The organism is Ruegeria sp. BJ6, assembly GCF_056537885.1.
In genome coordinates, this window is record NZ_JBQFSG010000001.1 from 742,348 (window position 1) to 765,939 (window position 23,592).

The following is a 23,592-nucleotide window of genomic DNA, read 5'->3' on the forward strand; positions in this document are numbered from 1 at the left end:
CGGTGTCGCGGTTACCCCCTATATGGGCAAGGAAAGGCCCGGGCTCAAGGTTGACTTGCCCCACAAACCCCGGGCAATGAGACGCACATGCAGGCAGTTTTGAATTTCCCCGACCTTTCGCCCGAACTTTTCTCGATCTCACTATTCGGGATAGAGTTCGCCCTGCGGTGGTACGCCTTGTCCTACATCGCCGGTATTCTCATCGCGTGGCGTTTGGCGATTGTCGCCCTGCGCCGCCCTGCCCTATGGCACGACAACTCTCCGCCCCTGACGACACAGCAATTCGAAGACCTGCTGACCTGGATCATCGTTGGCATCATACTTGGCGGACGGCTGGGTTTCGTGCTGTTCTATCAACCGGCCTATTATCTTCAGAACCCGATCGAGATTCTCAAGGTCTGGCAAGGTGGCATGGCCTTTCACGGCGGATTGATCGGTGTGGTTCTGGCCTCATTGATCTTTGCGCAACGGCACGGAATACCCAAACTGCCGCTGGCCGATCTTGTGGCCCACGGCGTCCCGCCCGGGCTGTTGCTGGGTCGGCTGGCCAACTTTGTGAATGCCGAACTGTGGGGCCGCCCCAGCGAGTTGCCCTGGGCGGTTATCTTTCCCGGTGCAGCCGCACAGGACTGCCCCGATGTCATTGGGCTGTGTGCCCGCCATCCCTCGCAACTTTATGAAGCGGCGCTTGAGGGTCTGTTGCTTGGCCTGTTGCTGCTGTGGCTGGTTTATCGTCGTGGCGGGTTTCACAGGCCCGGGCTGATCACCGGGGTCTTCCTTGCAGGTTATGGCCTGTCACGTTTTATCGTTGAGTTCTTTCGGCAACCGGATGCGCAGTTTGTATCGCCGGGGAACCCTCTGGGACTGGCGTGGCATATCGACGGCTATGGTCTGACAATGGGCCAGCTTTTGTCCCTGCCGATGATTGCCCTGGGTCTGTGGTTCGTATTGCGATCCGGACGGACGAAAGGATGAGCCTTAGGGAACAGCTGATCGAGCGCATTAGCCAGAACGGTCCGTTGACCATTGCGGATTACATGGCGGAGTGCTTGCTGCATCCCGTTCATGGTTACTATACAACGCGGAACCCTTTTGGTTCTGCCGGGGATTTCACCACTGCACCGGAAATCAGCCAGATGTTCGGAGAGCTGACAGGCCTTGCACTGGCGCAATGCTGGCTGGATCAAGGGCGGCCATCGTCGTTTACCCTAGCCGAACTAGGTCCGGGCCGGGGAACCCTGATGGCGGATATTCTGCGCGCAACCCGCGGCATTCCGGGTTTCCACGAAGCCGCGCAGATTTTTTTGGTCGAAGCCTCGGCAGCGCTGCGCAAGATACAGGCGAAAACGCTGGCGGGTTACGCACCGATCTGGGCAGATTCCATTGAGGACCTGCCCAAGGCCCCGGTTTTTCTAATCGCCAATGAATTCTTTGACGCCCTACCAATCCGCCAGTTCATAAGAGACGGCGATGGCTGGCGCGAGCGTCTGATTGGCTGCGAGGACGAGTCGCTGACCTTTGGACTTGGGCAAACCGCTTCACAGCCTGCCCTCCAATACAGGATGGACGACACGAACGACGGCGACCTTGTCGAACTGTGCTCAGCTTCGACGCCGATCATGGCGACCGTTTCACAAAGAATACGCGACCATGGTGGTGCCGCTCTGATAGTCGATTATGGCGACTGGCGATCTTTGGGGGATACCTTTCAGGCGGTGCATTCGCACAAGGCAACTGATCCTCTGGCCGCCCCCGGAGCATCCGACCTGACAGCGCATGTGGATTTCGAATCCCTTGCCTCTGCCGCCAGGGCGGCGGGCATCTCCCATACGCGTCTTTCGACACAGGGCGTGTTTCTGGAACGATTGGGAATCACCGCCCGGGCGCAATCTCTGGCGAGCTCAGTTGTGGGGGACGAGCTGGAATTGCTTGTCAGTGCACATCGGCGGTTGACGCACCCGGATGAAATGGGAAACCTGTTCAAGGTGCTTGGGCTTTACCCTGCACATGCCGCGCCACCACCCGGACTGGAGCCATGACACTGGAAATTCTGACCTCGGACCTGCTGTCCCCCGTTTCACATGGCTTTTTCAGCCGTCGCGGCGGCGCCTCCTCGGGCATATTTTCAGGGCTCAATTGTGGCCTGGGATCGTCGGACCAGCGCGAGGCAGTCATGCTGAATCGCAGTCGCGTGGCAAGTGCGATGGAAGTAGATCCCGAGGCGCTTATTGGCGTTCATCAGGTTCATTCTCCGAATGTGGTTACTGTGACCGGCCCGATTTCCGGCGAACGGCCAAAAGCCGATGCGATGGTCACCGCGACCCCGAATCTGGCGCTGACCATTCTCACGGCGGATTGCCAGCCGGTCCTGTTTTCCGATCCTGACGCTAAAGTGATCGGCGCCGCCCATGCTGGGTGGCGTGGCGCTTTGGAAGGCGTTCTGGAAGCGACATTGGACGCCATGGAATCACTTGGGGCGAGCCGTTCCAATACAGTTGCCGTCATCGGTCCGACCATTTCGCAGCGCGCCTACGAGGTCGGCCCAGAGTTTTTGGACATTTTCGAGGCAGAGTCACCGGAAAATACCCGGTTTTTCGCCAATGGAAACGGGGACCGCCTGCATTTCGATTTGCCGTCCTACGGCCTGCACCGGCTACGCGCTGCAGGGATCGGAGAAGCCGAATGGACCAGATATTGCACCTATTCTGACGCTGATCGGTTCTTTTCGTATCGCCGCACGACCCATGCAGGAGAAGCCGATTACGGAAGGCTTATTTCTGCTATTCGCATATGAATTGCGGTCGAATTAAGGCAGTTTCGCCCCGATTTTGACGCATTTATTTAGTCTATCTCTCTAAGAATCGAACGGAATTTACCGCGGTGTCTCAGATGGTTACCTGAAGCCTCAGGCCACCAGACGCCGGCATAATTGGGAAAGAGGTACGCCACACCTGCATATTTGTCCTCAATTCTTCTCGGATCAGCCTTATCGGCGCCTCAAATGAGCATGAAGGTCAGGAGAATTGTTGAGGGGGACATCGGTCCCGGCAGTGCAGGTAAAGATAATGAAAACAAAATCTCGCTTTCTCAGTGCCGTCATCGCGGCAACGAAAGATCAAAAGCTTGAAATGCCCTGGAAGCGTGTTTCGAGCGAGTCAGTCAGAATTGCGCGCCGCTTGGCCGCAAGAAGCTGAACGAAAGTCCTGAAAGACCAAGCTGCCCGGTCTTTTGGAAAGACCCACGCTGGAACATGGCCTCGGTCCCGCGTGGAATATCCGCAACAACTGTTGCGACAAAATTCGGGGTCGTGTGTGCGCAGACATTTTGGCTGCGTTTGTTGTGAGTTTGTCTGGGGGGTCAATGTTTTGACCAATAGTAAGCGGATACGGCTTCGCCTTGTGGCGACAAATTATGTATGCGCTCGTGGTAATACATTCATTTCAAGACAAAAAATCAAAATGCCGAACCAGGTAGATCAGAGGGGATGATCGGGAATCGGCATAAATTAGAGGGGACGGAATACATATGACTATTCCACATTCGCTGGCTCGAGCAGCAAAAAACGCGGTCGAGACATCTGTACTGCTGCGCGATGTACAAACGCCAGCCAGCCCGCAACGGGCCCAACTCAGACGCTACGAAGTCAGTTCACTTCTAAAGAACGGTGAGGTGTCTCAGGTGCGCCACATCGCGCCTGCCCTGCCCTTGTTCGAGGACGCCTTCTGTGCATTTTCCCGCGGCTCGCTTGTCGAGACCGATATCGGCCCGATGGCCATCGAGGATCTGATGCCTGGTGACAAGGTGATCACCTTGGACGGTGCGGCAGAAACGGTTCTTTGGAAGGGGTCAGTTACGCTGCTACCTGGCAAAGCCGACGCCCGTGGTCGGACGCATCCGCTGACGCGAATCATGGCCGATACTTTTGGCATGCAAAAACCGATGTCTGGTGTAATTGCCGGCCCGTCGGCCCGTCTGCTGGCCTCGCCCGCGCATCTGCACCATCTCAGCGGTGGTGATCCGATGCTGACACCGGTGCAGGAGTTTCAGGATGGAATGAGCGTAGTCGAAACTATCCCACCAACACCGGTGGAACTGTTTCATATATGCCTGCGCCGGCATTCGGTTATTCGCATCGACGGATTGCAATTCGAAACCTATCATCCGGGGACAAATGCCATCCGGATGCTCAGCCAATCGTTGCGATCCATCTATCTGAATCTGTTCTCACACATCAGTTCTCTGAACGATTTCGGTCCGCTGTTGCTTCCGCGCGCCGGAGATGGTGAGATTGACGCTATCACTGCATGAATCCTGGGGGGGCTATTATGCAATTGTTACTGAGTTGGGTGTTTTCGTTAACCATCGCGGCGTTTTTACCGCCGTGCAACGCAACACCAAAAAACGTCGCTGCTACGCCGACCGGCTCAGCCGTTCTTCCAATACGTCGAACGGCACGCCTGGGGCGTCTTTTGCGCCGCGGATAACCAACGAAGTCTTGACGCTGGCCACGTTCGGCGTGGTCAGCAACTCTCCTGTCAAAAACTGCTGAAAGCTGCTGAGGTCCGGCGCGACACACTTTAGAATGAAATCGACCTCACCGTTCAGCATGTGACATTCCCGAACCAACGGCCATTCACGGCAGCGGTCTTCGAAGGCCCGCAATTCCGTCTCGGCCTGGCTTTCGAGACCAACCATGGCAAACACCTGAACCTCAAATCCCAGTTCCCGTGCGTTCACTTCGGCGTGATAGCCGCGGATCAGGCCCGCTTCTTCCAGTGTCCGCACGCGCCGCAAACAGGGCGGAGCCGAAATTCCCACGCGTTTTGCGAGCTCAACATTGGTCATCCGACCGTCTGCCTGCAATTCCGCCAATATCTTGCGGTCAATTTCATCCAGCCGTGTCGCGACCATGGAATGCTCCTGAATTTTCGGTTCTTATAGCAGCGCACGGATGATGCGCAATAATCTTTCGCGATTAAGCAATATTCTTTATTCTCAATGCTCTTTTTCAGTGCATCCCCGTGGGTGCATGACGGCCCTGCATGGGAAAAGGGGTTTAAGCCCGTTTCACTGACCGCTATATCCAAACGCTGAGGATCGCAGGTCCGCAGAGGCAGTTTCATTGGGGGTACCATGGCCGAGACACGACACACCAAGGTTCTGATTATCGGATCGGGGCCTGCCGGTTACACCGCGGGCGTTTACGCAAGCCGGGCAATGCTGCAGCCGATTCTGGTACAGGGTATCGAACCCGGTGGTCAGTTGACCACAACGACCGAAGTCGAAAACTATCCCGGATTCACCGAAGTTCAGGGCCCGGACCTGATGATCAAGATGCAGGAACACGCTGCCGCCATGGGCTGCGAAGTCATTGGCGATATCGTCAGTGATCTGGACCTCAGCAAGCGCCCTTTCACTGCCAAGGGCGACAACGGAACGACTTACACCGCCGACTCGGTCATTCTGGCGACCGGAGCCCGCGCGAAATGGCTGGGGCTTCCTTCGGAAGACAAGTTCAAGGGATTTGGCGTTTCCGCCTGCGCGACCTGCGATGGTTTTTTCTATCGCGGGCAGGAAATCGTAGTAATCGGCGGCGGCAATACTGCGGTCGAAGAAGCCCTGTTCCTGACCAACTTCGCCAGCAAAGTCACGCTGATCCATCGCCGCGACGAGCTGCGCGCTGAAAAAATCCTGCAGGATCGTCTGTTCAAGAATGAAAAGATCGAACCGCTGTGGTTTCACGAGCTTGACGAAGTGATCGGCACGGATGCCCCGCTTGGCGTTGAAGGCGTTCGCGTAAAGAACGTGAAAACCGGTGAAATCACCGAAATCCCGTGTAAGGGCGTTTTCGTTGCCATTGGTCATGCACCGGCCAACGAACTCGTCAAGGATACGCTGGAAACCCACATGGGTGGCTATGTGGTGACCAAACCGGGCACCACTGAAACTTCGGTCCCGGGCGTCTTTGCTGCTGGTGATCTGACGGATCACGTATATCGTCAGGCCGTGACATCTGCGGGCATGGGATGCATGGCGGCGCTGGATGCCGAACGCTTTCTGGCGGAACACGACGCCTGAGGCATTAATTCCCTATCTCTAAGGAAAGGGCTGGTCCTTACTGCGGATCGGCCCTTTCATTTTGCCTCTCGTAACTGTGCCTTGACCCGGGCTTGCGCGCGGCACAGACTTTGCCTGCCGTTAAAAAGAAACCGGAGAAGATTTTGGCAAGTGCCCTCTGGCGAGGCAGCTGGACCACACGGCTCAGGATCGCGACCGGCCTGATCCTGCTTCTCTATGCGTTTTTTCACTTTATCAATATCGGCCTCGGCCTGATTGACCCCGTCTGGATGAACGCGATGCAGGGCGCCCGCCAGTGGGTGACGCGCAGCGTGCCGGGCACCGTGATCCTGTATGCCTCACTGTTGATCCATGCCGGACTTGCCCTGACCTCGATCGCACAAAGGCGCACCCTGCGTATGCCTTTCAGCGCCGCATTGCAGATGGTTCTGGGCCTGCTGATCCCGCTGCAACTGCTCTCTCATCTTGTTCAGACTCGGTATGCGCACGAGGTTTTCGGTGTAAACGACGCGATGAGCTACATCATGGTTCTGATGTGGCCGAACAACTCGATCTGGTATCAAAGCATCCTGTTGTTGCTGGTCTGGATACATGGCTGTATCGGCCTGCATTTCTGGCTGCGTCTGACGCGATGGTGGCGCACCGCGATCCCCTATCTGATCGGCGTTGCGGTACTGGTCCCCGGATTTGCCTATGTCGGATTGATCACCGAGGGCCGGCGAATGATGGCGGACTTTGCCGACCCGGATCTGCGCGCTCAATATGTCGAGTACTTTAACTGGCCCACCAATCAGGAATTCACAGCACTTTTTGCCGTGAAAGACTGGGGTCACACGGTATTCTGGGCAGCACTTGCCCTGACGGCGGCGGTGTTCCTTGGGCGAAAGATCTGGCGCAAGCGGCATTCAGTCAGGGTGCGGTATGTCGACGGCCCCGAGATCCTGTCGGAACCAGGGATGACCTTGCTTGAGATGTCGCAGGCCAACGGCATCCCCCATACCGCCCTTTGTGGCGGCAAGGGGCGCTGCACAACCTGCCGCGTTGTTGTGGAGCAAGGTGCGGATTTATTGCATCCACCAACCGACATCGAAGCGCGCAGCCTTGCAGCCGTCAATGCACCGCCGGGGACGCGTCTGGCCTGCCAGATCCGGCCGGCGCATCCGTCGACTGTCTTTCGCGTGTTTAAACCCGACGGCGGCCGTACGCGTGCCCATGCCAGTCAGGGGCAGGAACGGATGCTGGCAATTCTGTTTCTGGACATGCGGGGTTTTACGGCGCGAACGGCAGGCCAGTTGCCCTATGATGTCGTGTTTCTTTTGAACCGGTTTTTCGACGCAATCGTACCTGCGATCACAAACGATGGCGGCGTGGTCGACAAATACCTGGGCGACGGGCTGCTTGCCGTCTTCGAAACCCGCGACACCGCCAGTTCGGCGAAAGCCGGGCTAAAAGCGGCTTCGGATGTCAGCCGGGCCTTGGAGAATTTCAACAAGCAGCTTGCCGGTGAAAACAGCCCCGAAATCAAAATCGGCATGGGGCTGCATCTGGGTGATCTGGTACTTGGGGAAATTGGTGCGCAAGGCCACGCCTCGCACACGATCATCGGGGACGCGGTCAATGTCGCAAGCCGACTGGAGGGTGAAACCAAAGGCCTGAGCGTCGAGCTGCTTGTATCCGACGCGGTGCTTGCGGCAGCGGGGATCGATACCACCCGGCTGCCTTTGACAGAGTTCCAGTTACGTGGGGTTGCAGAGCCGATCGCAGCGCTGCCTGTCCAGCGGGCATCTCAGCTCACAGATCAGTTGACAGCATCGGAAAATGTGTCCGAAAACCCTCCCGCAAACTGAATTTTTCGAATTCATTTTCGCGTCAAATGCGCATCCTTGGAACATCCTTCTGTTCTGTGCAAAATCCGCGCATTCCGTTCTTTGTTTTCGCAGCCGTCTGGACTTCTGCTGAATGACAGTGCAAATGGCGCGAAATGCCACTGAAACAGCAGCAATTCAACCGATCTGACAAGAGTATTCCAATGACGATGTTAAGTAATCTGGCCCCGATCCCCGAACTTTATGTGTCCTATGACTCGGCCCAGAAACTGAAAGTCGAAGCCGCAGACCTGACAAGCTGGGACCTGACACCGCGCCAGATCTGTGATCTGGAACTGTTGATGAATGGCGGCTTCAACCCGCTCAAGGGGTTCCTGTCCGAAGAGGACTATAACGGCGTCGTCGAAAACATGCGCCTTGCAGACGGTACCCTCTGGCCCATGCCGATCACGCTGGATGTGGGCGAAGAGTTCGCCGAGAAGATCGAACTGGGGCAGGACATCGCCCTGCGCGATCAGGAAGGCGTGATCCTGGCGACCATGACCGTCACCGACCGCTGGACCCCGAACAAGGCCAACGAGGCGGAAAAGGTTTTTGGTGCTGACGATGACGCGCACCCGGCCGTCAACTATCTGCATAACGAGGCGGGCAAGATCTATCTGGGTGGCCCTGTCACCGGTATCCAGCCGCCGATCCACTATGATTTCAAGGCCCGCCGCGATACGCCGAACGAGTTGCGCGCCTACTTCCGCAAGGTTGGCTGGCGTCGTGTTGTAGCGTTCCAGACCCGCAACCCGCTGCACCGGGCGCATCAGGAACTGACATTCCGTGCCGCCAAGGAAGCACAGGCCAACCTGCTGATCCACCCGGTTGTCGGTCTGACCAAGCCAGGTGATGTGGACCATTTCACCCGCGTGCGCTGCTATGAAGCCGTTCTGGACAAATATCCGGCTTCAACCACCTCGATGTCGCTGCTGAACCTGGCGATGCGTATGGCTGGCCCGCGTGAAGCTGTCTGGCACGGTCTGATCCGCAAAAACCACGGCTGCACCCACTTTATTGTTGGCCGCGACCATGCAGGCCCCGGCAAGAACTCGGCCGGTGAGGATTTTTACGGACCTTACGATGCGCAGGATCTGTTCCGTGAATATCAGGACGAGATCGGCCTTGAGATGGTTGATTTCAAACACATGGTCTATGTGCAGGAACGAGCCCAGTACGAGCCCAATGACGAGATCGCGGACAAGGAAAACGTCACGATCCTGAACATCAGCGGAACCGAACTGCGCCGCCGTCTTCGCGAAGGGCTGGAGATTCCGGAATGGTTCTCGTTCCCCGAGGTTGTTCAGGAGTTGCGCAACCGGTTCCCGCCGCGTTCGCATCAGGGCTTTACGGTGTTCTTCACTGGCTTCTCGGGTTCTGGAAAATCCACTATTGCCAATGCTTTGATGGTCAAACTGATGGAGATGGGCGACCGTCCCGTGACGCTGCTGGACGGCGATATCGTGCGGAAAAACCTGTCGAGCGAACTGGGCTTTTCGAAAGAGCACCGCGACCTGAACATCCGTCGTATCGGCTATGTCGCGTCCGAGATCACCAAGAATGGCGGTATCGCCATCTGTGCCCCCATCGCGCCCTATGCCACAACCCGCCGCGCCGTGCGGGAAGATATCGAAGCCTTTGGTGCCTTCTGCGAGGTGCACGTCTCGACCTCGATCGAGGAATGCGAACGCCGCGATCGCAAGGGTCTTTACAAGCTGGCGCGTGAAGGGAAGATTCAGGAATTCACTGGAATTTCCGACCCTTACGATGTTCCTGAAAACCCGGAATTGCGTGTCGAGACCGAGAATGTCGATGTCGACAACTGCGCCCATCAGGTTCTGCTGAAACTGGAGAGCATGGGTCTGATCGCGGGTTCGTAAAGCAACCCGACCAAATTTTGATAGGCGGCCTCCGATATTTCGGGGGCCGTTTTTTTTGGGCCGTTCCCGGTGGCATTGACAAACCCTCGTGAGATTGCTGCAAATCGGCAACTCTCATCTGATCCGGTCGTTGAATGAATCACGCGTTACCCACGGTTGCCAGCTTTTGGTTTGGGTCTGACCTATCGTGGCTAGAGGCGCTGTGCATTCAGTCGTTTCTGGATCGGGGGCACCGTTTTGTTCTGTTTGTACCAAAAAAAATCGCCAACATTCCGATTTGTACAACTGTCAAACCTGCCTCGGACGTCCTCTGGCCAGCACCGTTTGACATCGAAGACAACGACCGGCTGAAGGTCGCTGTGTTCTCGGACATCTTTCGGCTGCACCTGTTTGAGAAAACCGATTTCATCTGGGTTGATCTGGATGCCTATTGCGTTCGTCCCTTCGATTTTGAAACACCTTATGTCTTCGCCCATTCCGGAGTGGGCGGATTTCCGAATGGCGTGGTGCGGCTGCCAAAGGATTCAGAGACGCTGAAGCTGATGTTGGAGTTCGTCACCGACCCTAACCCAACGCAGCCCTGGCGGGGTGATCGCTTGCGGCGGATCAACCGGCGCCGGGTGTCGAACGGGGAATCCTGGGGGATCGAAACCCTGCCATGGGGATGTTCCGGGCCAAAAGCGTTCGGCCACTTCCTGCGCCAGACCGGCGAAGACAGACACGCGATGCCTGCCGATGCGTTCTATCCGCTGCTGCCGGACCACCTTTGGAAGCTGCACGCCCCCGAGATCGAAACGGCCGATATCGAACGCGAGGGTGTCTATTCGGTTCACATCTACGGGCATCAGAAAAAATATCTGGCCCGCGCCGCGCAGGGTCTTCCGAAACCGGGCAGCTATCTGGCAAGGCTTTGCGATCGGCACGGTATCGATCCGACAGAAAATCCGATACCTCTGCTGGACTGGATGAAGTCGGGGCAACCGACAGGATAGCCAGCCAGCTCGGAAATCGAGCCGGGTTTCAGCCCTTTTGCGGCGCCCCGGTCGTGACCGAATAGTCGCGGGGAATGCCTTTGGTCACCGCGAACCAGCCGGAATTTCTGGTCCGGGTCTGGTGGGCATCGAATGCAGCCTGATTTTCAAAGATTTCGGCCACGATGAAACGCCCGGGATGGTCGTCGGATTCGGTCACATCGAAGGACATGCAGCCCGGTTCCGCCCGCGTCAGATCAATATGTGCGGGCAAGGCGGCCCTGACCGCCTCCAGTCTGTCGGCCGGAACATCCAGATATCCGTTCAGAAAAACCCGGGGCTCGTCATCTGCAGTCATCTGTTTGTCTTTCCCTGAAACTTGGCCGCCATAATCAAAGTTGATCCCTGAGGGCCCGCGCTGCACGGCCTTCGAAATCTCCAAACGTGTCCGCGACGGGTTGAATAGCCTGAAGCGCAGGTAATCGTTGTTCAAAGTCGCTTTCGGAAACGGACGCTATCGCATCCCGGATGTCGGTCTCGGACTCACAGAGGATCATGCCGGACGTGTCCATGAAATCCGCGATGTTCGGGCAACCCCAATAGATCGGCACCGTCGCACACAAAATGGCGTCGACCAGCTTTTCCGAGAAATAGTTCTTTTCGCGCACATTTTCGATCACGGCCGAATAGCGATAGGGGGCCAGACCATCGGATTTCTGGTCGAACGGCATGTAACCGCGCCCCATGATATCAACGTCCTGCTCCGTCTCGCGCACCCAGTCGATCACCGAGTGACGCAGTTGATGCCCGATCAGATCGCGCTTGGCCGAGGCGACCAGCGAACAGGATTTCACCTTGTTCAGCGGCAGGTCCCGCCATTCGGGTACCAGCGTCGCCCCATAAGGCAGGAAAACCGCGTTCGGCAGGCTTTTCAGCAGAACATCGTGAAAGGTGAACACCCGAAAAAACCGTCGCCACGAATAACGCAGCAGACGGTCGTGTTTGGCGTGAATGGCCGAAGGCTCGCCCATCATCAGCGAAATCTGCGCCCGTGTCCCCCTGCGCAGGCGGAAATGCGCCTTGGTGTTGGGATACATGATCAAGTGGTCGGTACGTTCCAGATCGCCTACGGTTTTGCCGGTCAGGCGATCCGGGCAGCCGAGGGGCCAGGAAAGCTCGGACAGTGGCAGTTCGGCCAGTTTCGGGCCAAGTCGGTGACCATAGGGCAGAATCGCAATGGCGGGTTCTGTCATTGCGGCGTTCCATCCGGCAGATCGACCTGCCCGCGCATCAGGACAAAGCCTTTGCCCGCGACCTTGATGCCGGTCATCGCGTCAGGCGTGCCGACACGCGTGACGGTGGCCTGCCCCGGGCGGCCCATGTCATGGCCCTGCTCGGCAATGAAACAGTCCTTACCCATCAGCCCATACTTCCACAGATAGGCAGCCATTGCACCGGTGGCTGAGCCGGTGAAAGGGTCCTCGGGCAGGCTGGGCGGCGCCAAAAGAAGGCGCGAGAACGTGTCACCTGCATCCGTTGCACCCTGAAGCGTCACAAGAAATGGTTCCATCATGTCGGTGCCGGAATATCCCTGACTTTCGGCGAGACGGCGTAGGGCATCCACATTCAGTTTTGCCTGCCTCAGTGTCGCGTGATCACGCAGGATGGTGACGCAGAACGGCAGTCCCGTTGATACAATCTGCGGAGGAGAAATGATTGCGTCGGCATCAAGACCTACGCAATCGGCCACCAGATCGGCGGGGACAACCGCCCTGAATTCAGGGGCTATCTGCGTCATCTCGATCTCTTCGCCATCCAGTCGGATCGAGACAATCCCTGCCCCGGTTTCCAGCGTCAGCGTATCGCCCGTGACCATACCGCGCGACCGCATGGCCGCGACGGTGGCGATAGTGGGGTGACCTGCAAAGGGAATCTCTCGACTGGCAAGGTAGTATCGCACGCGGATATCGGCCACGTCTGATGGTCCGGTGAAGGTGCATTCAGCCAGCGAGGTTTCGCGGACATAGGCGGTGCAGGTCTTTTCGGACAGGCCGGCGCCGTCATAGACAACAGCACACCCGTTGCCACCAAAGGGGCGGTCACTGAAGGCATCCACCCAATCGAATTCGAACCAGCTCATGCGCCCTCTCCCGGTTATGGCGGTCTGTACGGCAGGCATGTTTCGCCGGTCACACGGCAAATGTCACGTATTTTCAGAGAGTGCGTGGCCGTTCAGTGAACAGCCACAGGCGACAGGTCGTGTTCGCGGGCCAGAACAAAGGCCAGCTTGCGGTCGGCGACAAGGGCCAGTTGCTGGCCGTTTGCATCATGGACGGCGTAAAGCTGTTCAAGATCGCCGGCCTGATCGCGCACTTCCTGCGGCAGGTCCGAAACCTCGACCGCCTTTACATAGACGATGCGATCACCTTCGGTATTGATTTCATATGGCGTATTCATGGCTTACCCCTTTCTTATGTTGATCGTCTGCACCACGGTTTCCGGAACGGCCCGAGTCAGATCGACATGCAGCAGACCGTTTTCCATCACGGCCTCGCCCACCTCGACGCCATCGGCCAGCACGAACATGCGCTGGAACTGGCGTGCGGCGATGCCACGGTGCAGGAACACGCGCCCCTCGCTGTCGTCGCGTTGACGGCCCCGGATCACCAACTGGCGATCCTCGATGGTGATTGACAGATCTTCCTCGGCAAATCCGGCCACGGCGAGCGTGATCCGATAGGAAAAATCCGAGGTCTGCTCGATATTATAGGGCGGGTAACCTTCGTTCCCGGCCTTGGCCGAGCGTTCCAGAAGGCGTTCCAGCTGCTCGAACCCCAACAGATGCGGGTAGGAGCCAAGAGTAAGTTTCGACACTTTATCCTCGTCCTTTTTTGTCAAAGCGACGTGTTGGTGCGGCCCCGTAGCGGCAACCGCGCAATGTAGAATATGGGAAGAAAACAGGATGTCCACAAGGTCTAGGCGGATTCACCCGGACACACTATTCTGTGTGTCAATAAACAAGGGAAATACTGAGTCGCCAATGAACGCGCCTACCGATCTTTCAATGAAAACCGATGAAGTTCTGCGGGTTGAACTGGAGGTGTTCCGCCGTCAGCACCGCGATCTTGACGAAGCCATCGAGGCGCTGCAAGCCACCGGTACGGCGGACCAGCTGACAATCAAGCGGTTGAAAAAGCAGAAGCTTCGTCTGAAAGACATCATCCGCATGATCGAGGATCGCCTGACCCCGGACATAATCGCCTGAAACTACCTGTTTTCGGGCGGAATATCCCGGATGCGCGCGACATGCGCGTCGATGTCATCACGCGTGAACTTTGAGTGACGGCGTTTGTCGCTTGCCGGTTGATTGACCAGCCCAAGGTTCAGTTCCGGCCGCCAAGACCGTTTCGGGCGGATCGGACGCGGTGCAAATCCGCCACCGCAGGTGGGGCAGACATTGTGCAACTGATTCTCGACGCAATCAGCGCAATAGGTACATTCGTAGCTGCAAATGCGTGCATCCGGTGCATCGGGTGGCAGGTCACGATCACACAGTTCGCAGTTGGGGCGCAGTTCCAGCATCATCTCATTCCCTGTTTGGGTCAAAGAGTTCCCGAGTTTTCGTCCCGATGCAACATGTTGCCAATTGCGCCAATGTTGCTTTTGGCTATAGTGCGCGCTCTTTCCGCAGGCGGGGACAGCGCGTATGGGCGATATCAGGGTTGGGATCATCATGGGCAGTCAGTCGGACTGGCCGACCATGAAGGAAGCGGCGAACATTCTCGACGAACTGGACGTGGCGTATGAAAAGCGTATCGTTTCGGCGCACAGAACGCCTGACCGGTTGTGGGACTATGGCAAGACAGCCGCCGGGCGCGGTCTGCAGGTGATCATTGCCGGGGCCGGAGGTGCTGCGCATCTGCCGGGCATGATGGCGTCGAAAACCCGCGTGCCGGTGATTGGCGTTCCGATTCAGACGCGGGCGCTGTCGGGTGTCGACTCGCTGTATTCCATCGTGCAGATGCCCAAGGGCTTTCCGGTTGCGACCATGGCCATCGGATCGGCCGGTGGGGCCAATGCGGGCCTGATGGCGGCTGGCATTCTAGCATTGCAGAACGAAGCACTGGCGGAACGTCTGGATGCGTGGCGCGAGGCCTTGTCGGCCTCGATCCCGGAGGAGCCCGAAGGATGAGCCGGATCGGCTTTATCGGGACCGGGCATATCGCGGCCCCGATCGCGCGGTTTCTGGCCGCCAAGGGGCACGTGATTTCAGTCACCGAACGCAATATTCGCGTATCGGCAGAGCTGAAAGAAGAGCTGAACGTCACCATTGCGGCCCCGCAGGCTGTCATCGACGCGTCCGAGATCGTGTTCTTGTGCCTGCGCCCGCATTTGGCAGCCGAGGTTCTGACACCGCTGACCTTTCGTGCGGATCATCGGATCGTTTCCGTCATGGCAGCAGTGTCGGCGGATCAACTGGCCGATTTGTGCGCACCCGCTTCGGATTTCGTTCAGACAATACCGCTGGGGTTCTTACGTGTGGGTGGTTGCCCACTGGCAGCATTCGGCGACGATCGCCTGCTGGCGGAACTGTTCGAGCCGGAAAACCCGGTGGTGAAAGTCGCTGACGAGGCCGCGCTGAACGCGCATTTTGCAATTTGCGCAATGGTTCCGGGCATGCTGGACCTGATGGCAACTGGTGCTGGCTGGCTGGCGGAACAAACCGGCGATACAGACGCGGCAGAGTTCTACACGGCGCAGTTGTTGTCCGGGTTCCTTGCGACAATGGACAAGGGCAAGGCTGGTGCGCTGGCATCGGAACGCGATGCGCTGGCCACGGACGGTACGCTGAGCCTGCAAATGACGGATGCACTGAAAACAGGTCGTGCACATGAAGCGCTGCGTGCGGCGCTGACGGCCATTGGTCAACGGTTGGAGAACGGACGATGACGGACATGCTCGCCCCCGGAGCGGTGATCGGAATTCTTGGTGGCGGCCAGTTGGGCCGGATGCTGTCTGTTGCGGCGTCACGGCTGGGTTTTATCACCCATATCTATGAGCCGGGCGCCAACCCGCCCGCTGGTCAGGTCGCGGATCGCGTGACCACAGCCGCCTATGACGATGCGGCGGCGCTGAAGGCCTTTGCCGACTCGGTCGATGTCATCACCTATGAGTTCGAAAACATCCCGACCGAGGCGCTGGATCTGCTGGAGGCGCACCGCCCGATCCACCCTGGGCGCGAGGCGTTGCGGGTCAGTCAGGACCGGCTGACCGAAAAGACGTTTCTGCAGGGGCTGGGGCTGAACACGGCCCCCTTTGCCGATATCACCGATCTGGACAGCCTGAACGCGGCGATTGCCGATATTGGCACGCCGGCCATTCTGAAAACCCGCCGCTTTGGTTATGACGGCAAGGGGCAGGCACGACTGCACTCTGCCGAAGATGCCGGGGCTGCGCTGGCCGACATGGCCGGGGCGCCTGCCATTCTGGAAGGGTTTGTGAATTTCACCCATGAGGTGTCGATCATTGCCGCGCGCGGACTGGACGGTCAGGTCGCCTGTTTTGATCCCGGTGAGAACGTGCATCGCGATGGTATCCTGCATACAACGACTATACCGGCCCGTTTGTCACAGTCGCAAAAGACGGATGCGGTGCTGCTGGCGGCCAATATCCTAAATGCGCTGGATTATGTCGGTGTCATGGGGGTTGAGCTGTTCGTGACGCCGCAGGGACTGATCGTGAATGAAATTGCGCCACGTGTGCATAATTCGGGCCACTGGACCCAGAACGGATGCGCCGTGGATCAGTTTGAACAGCATATCCGCGCGGTGGCGGGCTGGCCGCTTGGGGATGGTCAGCGTAATGCGGACGTGGTGATGGAAAACCTGATCGGCGATGACGTGGACCGGGTGCCGGAACTGGCGCAGGAGCGCGATGTGGCCATCCATCTTTATGGCAAGGCCGACGTAAAACCGGGCCGCAAGATGGGGCATTTCAACCGCATCATCCGCTGAGGGAGTACGCGCGTATCGCGCGAAGCCTACGCCCGGTGTAATTTTGGCCAGATGAAGACGCGGCGTGCGTCTAACCCAGAAAGCGCGCCGCGATGTCGCCAGACATATGGCTGACCCGGCCACCGGCCAGCGTGGCGGCGACCCGATGCGTTTCCGCGTCGAGAATCACGATGTCGGCGCGTTTACCCAGCGCCAGCGTGCCGCGATCATTCAGCCCCAGAACCCTTGCGGGACCTGAGGATACCAGCGCCCATGCGCCTGCCAGATTCAGCAGGCCGGTTCTGGCGATCATCAGCGCGGCCCGGCGCGGGCTGGGATAGTGATAATCCGAGGCCAGCGCGTCACACAGCCCCATGGTGATCAGGTCCAAGGCGCTGGCGTTACCTTTGTGTGAGCCGCCCCGCACCACATTTGGCGAGCCCAGAATAATCTGATCTCCGGCGGCGCGGGCAGCTTCGGCTGCGTCGAGCGTCTCGGGGAATTCCGCGATGGCCACGCCGCGATCCCGCCATCCAGCGCGAGTCGCCGCCGTCGCATCATCGTGGCTGCCCATGCGCACGCCTTGCCGTGACAGTTCTGCGCAGAGCGCGTCAAGCGCCGCTGGAACCTCGTCCCTGCGGGCGTGCATGGTTTGCAGCATGTCCAGATGCGCCTCGGGGCTGCGCCCGGCCTTGAGCGCCTGCCCGGTCAGGCGCGGAGGCGTCCGGCCCTGTGACAGCCGATCATGCGGCAGGTGATCGTTGAACACGACATATGGCACCTGCCAGTCGGCAATGCGGTCAGGAAGGCTGGTGTAATCCCCGAGCATGTGAGTTTCAAAGCGCAATTGCGGGATCAGGTCCGTCACTACAGTGGCTTTGACCGAAGCGATCGCGGCAAATACCTGCGCAGCAAATTCCGGGCCGCGCACGCCGCCCTCCCAACTGTGAAACTGCGCCATGACGGCGGTGGTGATGCCGTTTGCGGCCAGTTCAGCCTCAGTCGCGATGACGCCTTCGTCCATCTGTTTCATCGCACCGCGACGTGGGGCGAGGTGGCGTTCGAACCCGTCGCCATGCAGGTCGATAATACCGGGGAGGATGAGGTACCCGGACAGATCGATCTGGCGCCCTGCCCGGTCTTGCTGAACCATGCCTTCCGCCAGGCTCAGCTCGCCGCGTGTTATCGTGTTATCCGGCAGCAGGATGTCCGCGCCGGTCAGGGTCAGTTCCAGTGCGCTCATCTTGTGGGCTCCGACTCTGGCTCGGTGCAGTCCCGCCCGATGCAGATCTCGTCGATGACGTCCATTACGCCGTCAAGCCAGGTGATCTCGGGGTCGAAACGGCCGAATTCGATGAAATGCAATGCCTGCGCCATAACCCGGGGGTTGTTCATCATGAAGGTATGCGTCACCGGCAGGACGATGTGGTCGGACATACCGTCAACCTTGGTTGTTTCCACCGAAACCTTGCCGTCATCTGGTCCGTCAATCATCGAAGAAAACACTGGATTTAATGAATTTTCACCCGCGATCACGCCCAGTTCGAAATTGACCGGAGGCAGTTGACCTGGAAACCCATCGGGGCCAGTCGCAAGCGAGAGGCCCGCTGGTCCGTGCAACAGGCCGAACACTTCCCAATCGCCCAGTTCATCCACCAACTGACTGCCCTGATTGGGCGGGCCAAGCATGACGACACGGCCCAGATTGTCCGGCTGGTGATCCTGCAGCCAATAGCGGACCAGAATGCCGCCCATCGAATGCGACACGATGTGCGTTGGCTGATCGCCGCATTCGGCAAAAGCAGCGGGCAGGGTTTGCCGCGCAAGGTCAGGTATCGGCAGGTCGGTCGAGGCATAGCCGGGCCGCACCACCTTGTAATCATGTGCAAGGAACAGCTGCTCCATGATCGAAAACGAGGCTTCGGTACGTGCAAGACCGTGCAACAGCACAACGCAATCGGCGCGCGCCAGCCCCGGGAGCAGGCATAATATGAAGACAAGAAACCTCATATAGGCCAGATAAGGCCAAACGGGATCGGGTGAAACCCCTAAGCCCGCTTCACTTTCAGTACCGCCAGGGCAATTCCCCCAAGCACCAGAAGCGTGCCGACGGCCAGACGCAGGCTGGCAGCTTCGCCCAGCAAGACGATGCCTGCCGCAATGGCGATGACCGGAACACTCAGCTGAACGGTGGCTGCCACCGCTGGCGCCAGTTGCGGCAGAACGCGATACCACAGCGCATATCCAAGCCCCGAGGTCACGCCACCGGACAAAGCGGCCAGAACGATACCCGCAGGCGTCATGGCCCATTCAGTGCCGACCAGCGCAAAGACCAGCGCAGTCACCGGCAGGGCGACCACAAAATTCGCGCCGGTTCCGGATAGCGCGTCCGGCTCGCTCCGTCCCGTCAGCGTATAGGCGCCCCAGCCGATGCCCGCCGCCACCATTAGCGCAGCCCCAGCGGGGTCTACCTGAACCTGTCCCGCAGGCCAGAGGATATAGGCCAGCCCGGCGAACGCTGTCGATGCGCCGATCACCTGCCGCATCTGTGGCGGTGCGCCGGTCACCGACGTGGCGGCAAACATGGTGATCTGCACGACGCCGAACAGGATCAGCGCACCCAGCCCCGCATCCAGTGTCAGATAGGCCATCGAAAACCCGACCATATAGAGCGACAGCGCCCCCGCGCCGACCAATCGCCTCGGGTTCAGCAAGGGCAGCCGCCTGCCCCGCAGCGTAACCAGCACCGCCAGCGTCAGCGCCCCCGCCAGAACGCGCACAACGGCGAACGTACCCGGGTCGCTGGCGCCGCTGTCAATGGCCAGCCGGTTCAGGATCGAGTTTGCCGCAAAGGCGATCATGGTCAGGGATGTCAGCAGAAACAGTTTCATACCAGACGCATAGCGGTTTCGCCGCGTCTTGGACACTCACATTCCCGCTTACTCGCCCTCAAAGGCCGCGGGATAGATCAGCGTTTCTTGCGGAATGTCGTCCCCCGGCGCGGCAAGCATGGTGTATTCCACCGGGTAAGGCGTCGTCAGTTGCGCTGCACGCGCACGGGAAAAGCCGCATTTTTCGTAAAACTCCGGCTGCCCCAGCACAACTATCACTGGAACCTCCGACAACTCCGGTATTTGCGCCGCACCGACAAGCTCACTCACCAATCGCCGTCCGACCTGCCAATGCGTTTTTGATTGCCCTGATGGTGCTAAAGCCCCCCGCTGAAACTCGGGCAACACTGCCACTGGCGCAAGGCATAGCCACCCTGCGGGTGCAAGCATCCGTGACAACGCGGCGTAACCCGCTATCCGCCCCTGCCAAGGCTTTACGATCTCAGACACCATGTCTCCATCTCGGCGTAGCCGGTGAACAAGCTCTACTTCACCCTCACCTTCAAAGGCCGCCCGCAGCAGCGCATCCACTTCGGCTTCTTCGCCGGGGCGCATATCCCGGCTGACATCAGGTCCGATTGCCATTCTTCCTCTTGCTCCCATTATCCCCGCCTGAGGCCTGCCCGTATCACGAGCCTATCAAATGAAAAGGGGCCGCCCGAAGGCGACCCCGATCCATTAGCACAAAGCTCCCCCTTTTGGCAGCTTGGCCTTGCAGCCAAGCGCCTGTTGGGGTCGGCAGAATTTCCTGACGGAAATTCGCCGTTCTTACATCATGCCGCCCATGCCGCCCATGTCGGGCATGCCGCCTGCGGCAGGTGCGTCTTTCTGCGGCTTGTCTGCAACCATCGCTTCGGTGGTGATCAGCAGACCAGCGACCGACGATGCGTCTTCCAGAGCGGTACGCACAACCTTGGCAGGGTCGATCACACCGAATGCGAACATGTCGCCATATTCTTCGGTCTGAGCGTTGAAGCCGAACGCTGCGTCCGAGGATTCGCGAACCTTGCCGGCAACAACCGCACCGTCAACGCCTGCGTTTTCGGCGATCTGGCGCAGCGGCGCTTCGATGGCCTTGCGAACGATGTTGATACCTGCGTCCTGATCGGCGTTCTCGCCTTTCAGTTCGTTCAGAGCTTTGCCGGACTGAACCAGTGCGACACCGCCACCAACGACAACGCCTTCCTGAACAGCAGCGCGGGTTGCGTTCAGAGCATCGTCCACACGGTCCTTACGCTCTTTCACTTCCACTTCGGTCATGCCGCCAACGCGGATCACGGCAACACCGCCTGCCAGTTTGGCAACGCGTTCCTGCAGCTTTTCACGGTCGTAGTCGCTCGAGGTTTCTTCGATCTGGGTACGGATCTGAGCAACGCGTGCTTCGATCTCGGCCTTCTCGCCTGCGCCGTCAACAACGGTGGTCTCGTCTTTGGTGATCGAGACTTTCTTGGCGGTGCCCAGCATGTCCATGGTGACATTCTCAAGCTTCATGCCCAGATCTTCGCTGATGACCTGACCACCGGTCAGGATTGCGATGTCCTGCAGCATGGCCTTGCGGCGGTCGCCGAAGCCCGGTGCTTTGACAGCAGCAATTTTCAGGCCGCCGCGCAGTTTGTTGACAACCAGGGTTGCCAGCGCTTCGCCTTCGACATCCTCGGCGATGATCAGCAGCGGCTTCTGCGACTGGATCACCGACTCGAGCAGCGGAACCATCGGCTGCAGCGAGGACAGTTTCTTTTCGTGCAGCAGGATCATCACGTCGTCGAGCTCGGTGATCATCTTGTCTGCGTTGGTGACGAAGTAGGGCGACAGGTAGCCACGGTCGAACTGCATACCTTCGACAACATCGGTCTCGGTTTCCAGACCTTTGTTTTCTTCGACGGTGATGACGCCTTCGTTGCCAACCTTCTGCATCGCGTCTGCGATCTGCTGGCCGATTTCGGCTTCGCCGTTGGCAGAGATGGTGCCGACCTGAGCAACTTCTGCCGAGTCTTTCACTTCACGCGAAGCATTCTTGATGCCTTCGACAACCTTGGCGGTCGCCAGATCGATGCCGCGCTTCAGGTCCATCGGGTTCAGGCCCGCTGCAACCTGCTTGAGACCTTCGCGAACGATGGCCTGTGCCAGAACGGTTGCGGTGGTGGTGCCGTCGCCTGCTTCGTCATTGGTGCGGCTGGCGACTTCTTTCACCATCTGCGCGCCCATGTTTTCGAACTTGTCTTCCAGTTCGATTTCCTTGGCAACCGAAACACCGTCTTTGGTGATGCGCGGTGCGCCGAAGGATTTGTCCAGAACCACGTTGCGGCCTTTGGGGCCCAGGGTCACTTTCACGGCGTCTGCCAGAGTGTTTACACCGGCCAGCATACGGTTGCGGGCATCGGTTTCGAACTTGACGTCCTTAGCAGCCATGTTCTTTCTCCTTGAGAAAAATGTTTGTAATTAAAGCGGTATGAGATCAGCGGCAGCGCGTGGCTTACGCGATGATCCCCATGATGTCGCTTTCTTTCATCATCAGCAGCTCTTCGCCGTCGACCTGGACCTCGGTGCCGGACCATTTGCCGAACAGGATCTTGTCGCCAGCTTTTACAGCCATCGCGATCAGCTCGCCGCTGTCCTTGCGTGCGCCTTCGCCGGTTGCGACGACTTCACCTTCGCTGGGCTTTTCTTTTGCACTGTCGGGGATGATCAGTCCGCCTGCGGTTTTCTCGTCGCTTTCGGTACGGCGAACCAGCACGCGGTCATGAAGCGGTTTCAATGCCATCTTTGCAGCTCCTTGGGCTCAAAGTTTGTTTATCCTCCCCCCGCTGGTCAGCGGGGCGTTAGCACTCATAGACGGAGAGTGATAACGACGCATAGCTAGGCAGTTGGAAACAGCGAGTCAACAAGGCGTGATGAAATTTTTTGCAGATCGAATTGCGCCGCAGCGGAACTGTTTACTCGCCCCAATGAAGGAATAGGATGCCGTGAGTTCAAGCCCCGTTCGCGGGATTTCGAAGAGGAGGCGCAGATGCAGATAAAAGCCAACGGGATTTCTATGGAAGTAGAAGACCACGGACCATCGAACGGGACGCCTCTGATCCTGATCCGGGGACAGGGCAGTCAGTTGGTGCACTGGCCCGATGAACTGGTTCAGGGCTTTGTGGATGAAGGTTACCGAACAATCGTTTTCGACAACCGTGACGTAGGGCTGTCGCAGCGCTGTCCAGCCCGGGAGGCACCGGGCAACGCCGATGCTGTGCTGAAGATGATTGGTTCAGGCGGCGACCTGCCGCGCCCCTATGGCATCGAGGATATGGAAGCCGATGTAATCGGTCTGATGGACGCGATGGGCCTTGAGGCCGCGCATTTCTTTGGGATTTCCATGGGCGGCGCAATTCTGCAGCAGCTGTGCATCGACCACCCGGGTCGCATTTTGTCCGCCACCATCGTCATGACCGCGTGCCGCCCGTTCGTTGACCGCACCTCGGGCGACCGCGCGGCAATGCTGGCGCTGGCCGAGAGCCTGCTGGTACGGCCCCGCAGTCTGGAAGAATATCAGGATGCGCAGGTTGAGGAACATGCGAACTGGGGAAGTCCCGGTTACCCGATGCCAGAGGTAGATATTCGGGCGATGGCCGCCAAGGCCTATGCGCGCGGTGTGGATGACGAAGGCATGAACCGGCAGGTACTGGCCATAGCAGGCGCCCCCGACCGGCGCCCTGCCCTGCGTCAGGTTTCACTGCCCTGTCTGGTTGTGCACGGAACGGACGACACGCTGATCCCGCTGGAACTGGGACAAGAGATCGCCGCACATATTCCCGAAAGCGAGTTTCAGGCTATCAAGGGGATGGGGCACATCATCACGCCCGACCTGTCGCCCGTCATCGTCGGGATGGTGCAGGAGTTCATTCAGCGGCGCGCCTGAAACGAGA

Annotated in this window: 26 protein-coding genes; 13 read left to right on the forward strand and 13 right to left on the reverse strand. The window is 58.6% G+C overall.

Going from position 1 to position 23,592, the window contains the following annotated elements; genetic code table 11:
• Positions 1-87: 87 nt before the first annotated feature.
• The 4 genes from lgt to ACR0D6_RS03580 all read left to right on the forward strand — a co-directional run bounded on the left by lgt (position 88) and on the right by ACR0D6_RS03580 (position 4,308).
• The gene (gene lgt / locus ACR0D6_RS03565) at positions 88-975 is read left to right on the forward strand and encodes a prolipoprotein diacylglyceryl transferase (RefSeq protein ID WP_480764479.1); all 888 of its coding nucleotides are present in this window, start codon (positions 88-90) and stop codon (positions 973-975) included.
• Positions 972-2,039: a class I SAM-dependent methyltransferase gene (locus ACR0D6_RS03570; RefSeq protein WP_480764480.1), complete on the forward strand. Its 1,068-nt coding sequence runs from the start codon at positions 972-974 to the stop codon at positions 2,037-2,039. Before lgt ends, ACR0D6_RS03570 begins: the two co-directional genes overlap by 4 nt.
• On the forward strand, positions 2,036-2,794 hold the full coding sequence (pgeF, locus tag ACR0D6_RS03575; RefSeq protein ID WP_480764481.1) for a peptidoglycan editing factor PgeF: 759 nt from the start codon (positions 2,036-2,038) through the stop codon (positions 2,792-2,794). The genes ACR0D6_RS03570 and pgeF overlap by 4 nt, the downstream gene beginning before the upstream one ends.
• 731 nt (positions 2,795-3,525) lie before the next feature.
• Complete coding sequence (locus ACR0D6_RS03580; protein ID WP_170650976.1) at positions 3,526-4,308, forward strand: Hint domain-containing protein; 783 nt, start codon at positions 3,526-3,528, stop codon at positions 4,306-4,308.
• Between the two features lie 102 nt (positions 4,309-4,410).
• Here ACR0D6_RS03580 and ACR0D6_RS03585 read toward each other — a convergent pair whose 3' ends face one another.
• Positions 4,411-4,911, reverse strand: coding sequence for an Lrp/AsnC family transcriptional regulator (locus ACR0D6_RS03585; protein WP_170650977.1), 501 nt, complete (start codon positions 4,909-4,911; stop codon positions 4,411-4,413).
• Positions 4,912-5,133: 222 nt separating this feature from the next.
• On the opposite strand from ACR0D6_RS03585, the gene trxB reads away from it, so the two are divergent.
• From trxB to ACR0D6_RS03605, 4 genes are all read left to right on the forward strand, one after another.
• Positions 5,134-6,078, forward strand: a complete 945-nt coding sequence (gene trxB, locus ACR0D6_RS03590) for a thioredoxin-disulfide reductase (protein ID WP_170650978.1) — start codon at positions 5,134-5,136, stop codon at positions 6,076-6,078.
• Between the two features lie 143 nt (positions 6,079-6,221).
• Positions 6,222-7,925, forward strand: a complete 1,704-nt coding sequence (locus ACR0D6_RS03595) for an adenylate/guanylate cyclase domain-containing protein (protein ID WP_480764482.1) — start codon at positions 6,222-6,224, stop codon at positions 7,923-7,925.
• A 182-nt stretch (positions 7,926-8,107) separates the two neighbouring features.
• Positions 8,108-9,826 (forward strand): bifunctional sulfate adenylyltransferase/adenylylsulfate kinase, encoded by a 1,719-nt coding sequence (locus ACR0D6_RS03600; RefSeq protein ID WP_480764483.1) that lies wholly within the window; start codon positions 8,108-8,110, stop codon positions 9,824-9,826.
• Between the two features lie 134 nt (positions 9,827-9,960).
• Positions 9,961-10,818, forward strand: coding sequence for a hypothetical protein (locus ACR0D6_RS03605; protein WP_170650981.1), 858 nt, complete (start codon positions 9,961-9,963; stop codon positions 10,816-10,818).
• Between the two features lie 28 nt (positions 10,819-10,846).
• Here ACR0D6_RS03605 and ACR0D6_RS03610 read toward each other — a convergent pair whose 3' ends face one another.
• The 5 genes from ACR0D6_RS03610 to ACR0D6_RS03630 all read right to left on the reverse strand — a co-directional run bounded on the left by ACR0D6_RS03610 (position 10,847) and on the right by ACR0D6_RS03630 (position 13,671).
• Positions 10,847-11,155 carry a putative quinol monooxygenase gene (locus ACR0D6_RS03610; RefSeq protein WP_480764484.1) on the reverse strand — a complete coding sequence of 103 codons (309 nt, stop codon included), beginning with the start codon at positions 11,153-11,155 and terminating at the stop codon, positions 10,847-10,849.
• Between the two features lie 34 nt (positions 11,156-11,189).
• Positions 11,190-12,050 carry a hypothetical protein gene (locus ACR0D6_RS03615; protein ID WP_480764485.1) on the reverse strand — a complete coding sequence of 287 codons (861 nt, stop codon included), beginning with the start codon at positions 12,048-12,050 and terminating at the stop codon, positions 11,190-11,192.
• Positions 12,047-12,937 (reverse strand): PhzF family phenazine biosynthesis protein, encoded by an 891-nt coding sequence (locus ACR0D6_RS03620; protein WP_480764486.1) that lies wholly within the window; start codon positions 12,935-12,937, stop codon positions 12,047-12,049. Before ACR0D6_RS03620 ends, ACR0D6_RS03615 begins: the two co-directional genes overlap by 4 nt.
• Positions 12,938-13,029: 92 nt before the next feature.
• Positions 13,030-13,254 carry a DUF1150 family protein gene (locus ACR0D6_RS03625; RefSeq protein WP_170650985.1) on the reverse strand — a complete coding sequence of 75 codons (225 nt, stop codon included), beginning with the start codon at positions 13,252-13,254 and terminating at the stop codon, positions 13,030-13,032.
• Between the two features lie 3 nt (positions 13,255-13,257).
• On the reverse strand, positions 13,258-13,671 hold the full coding sequence (locus tag ACR0D6_RS03630; protein ID WP_170650986.1) for an Hsp20 family protein: 414 nt from the start codon (positions 13,669-13,671) through the stop codon (positions 13,258-13,260).
• A 166-nt stretch (positions 13,672-13,837) separates the two neighbouring features.
• Between ACR0D6_RS03630 and ACR0D6_RS03635 the strand changes: the two genes are divergently transcribed.
• Positions 13,838-14,062, forward strand: coding sequence for a YdcH family protein (locus tag ACR0D6_RS03635; RefSeq protein ID WP_480727593.1), 225 nt, complete (start codon positions 13,838-13,840; stop codon positions 14,060-14,062).
• 2 nt (positions 14,063-14,064) lie between these two features.
• Here ACR0D6_RS03635 and ACR0D6_RS03640 read toward each other — a convergent pair whose 3' ends face one another.
• A complete protein-coding gene (locus ACR0D6_RS03640) occupies positions 14,065-14,379 on the reverse strand; it encodes a DUF1272 domain-containing protein (protein WP_480764487.1) in 315 nt (104 codons plus the stop codon).
• Positions 14,380-14,503: 124 nt separating this feature from the next.
• Between ACR0D6_RS03640 and purE the strand changes: the two genes are divergently transcribed.
• From purE to ACR0D6_RS03655, 3 genes are read left to right on the forward strand one after another with little or no spacing between them, the layout of a single operon-like run.
• A complete protein-coding gene (purE, locus tag ACR0D6_RS03645) occupies positions 14,504-14,989 on the forward strand; it encodes a 5-(carboxyamino)imidazole ribonucleotide mutase (protein WP_480764488.1) in 486 nt (161 codons plus the stop codon).
• A complete protein-coding gene (locus ACR0D6_RS03650) occupies positions 14,986-15,747 on the forward strand; it encodes an NAD(P)-binding domain-containing protein (protein WP_480764489.1) in 762 nt (253 codons plus the stop codon). Before purE ends, ACR0D6_RS03650 begins: the two co-directional genes overlap by 4 nt.
• On the forward strand, positions 15,744-16,811 hold the full coding sequence (locus ACR0D6_RS03655; protein ID WP_480764490.1) for a 5-(carboxyamino)imidazole ribonucleotide synthase: 1,068 nt from the start codon (positions 15,744-15,746) through the stop codon (positions 16,809-16,811). The genes ACR0D6_RS03650 and ACR0D6_RS03655 overlap by 4 nt, the downstream gene beginning before the upstream one ends.
• Before the next feature lie 70 nt (positions 16,812-16,881).
• On the opposite strand, the gene ACR0D6_RS03660 is transcribed toward ACR0D6_RS03655, so the two are convergent.
• The 6 genes from ACR0D6_RS03660 to ACR0D6_RS03685 form a co-directional block, all read right to left on the reverse strand.
• Positions 16,882-18,033, reverse strand: coding sequence for an alpha-D-ribose 1-methylphosphonate 5-triphosphate diphosphatase (locus ACR0D6_RS03660; RefSeq protein WP_480764491.1), 1,152 nt, complete (start codon positions 18,031-18,033; stop codon positions 16,882-16,884).
• Positions 18,030-18,800, reverse strand: a complete 771-nt coding sequence (locus ACR0D6_RS03665; protein ID WP_480764492.1) for an alpha/beta hydrolase — start codon at positions 18,798-18,800, stop codon at positions 18,030-18,032. The genes ACR0D6_RS03660 and ACR0D6_RS03665 overlap by 4 nt, the downstream gene beginning before the upstream one ends.
• Positions 18,801-18,838: 38 nt before the next feature.
• The gene (locus ACR0D6_RS03670) at positions 18,839-19,681 is read right to left on the reverse strand and encodes a DMT family transporter (RefSeq protein ID WP_480764493.1); all 843 of its coding nucleotides are present in this window, start codon (positions 19,679-19,681) and stop codon (positions 18,839-18,841) included.
• Positions 19,682-19,729: 48 nt separating this feature from the next.
• Positions 19,730-20,266 (reverse strand): GNAT family N-acetyltransferase, encoded by a 537-nt coding sequence (locus ACR0D6_RS03675; RefSeq protein WP_480764494.1) that lies wholly within the window; start codon positions 20,264-20,266, stop codon positions 19,730-19,732.
• Between the two features lie 183 nt (positions 20,267-20,449).
• Positions 20,450-22,090 carry a chaperonin GroEL gene (groL, locus tag ACR0D6_RS03680; RefSeq protein WP_170650996.1) on the reverse strand — a complete coding sequence of 547 codons (1,641 nt, stop codon included), beginning with the start codon at positions 22,088-22,090 and terminating at the stop codon, positions 20,450-20,452.
• 64 nt (positions 22,091-22,154) lie between these two features.
• Entirely contained in the window at positions 22,155-22,442 is a 288-nt protein-coding gene (locus ACR0D6_RS03685) for a co-chaperone GroES (protein ID WP_170650997.1), read from the reverse strand.
• Between the two features lie 246 nt (positions 22,443-22,688).
• On the opposite strand from ACR0D6_RS03685, the gene ACR0D6_RS03690 reads away from it, so the two are divergent.
• Positions 22,689-23,585 (forward strand): alpha/beta fold hydrolase, encoded by an 897-nt coding sequence (locus tag ACR0D6_RS03690; RefSeq protein ID WP_480764495.1) that lies wholly within the window; start codon positions 22,689-22,691, stop codon positions 23,583-23,585.
• Positions 23,586-23,592: the final 7 nt, after the last annotated feature.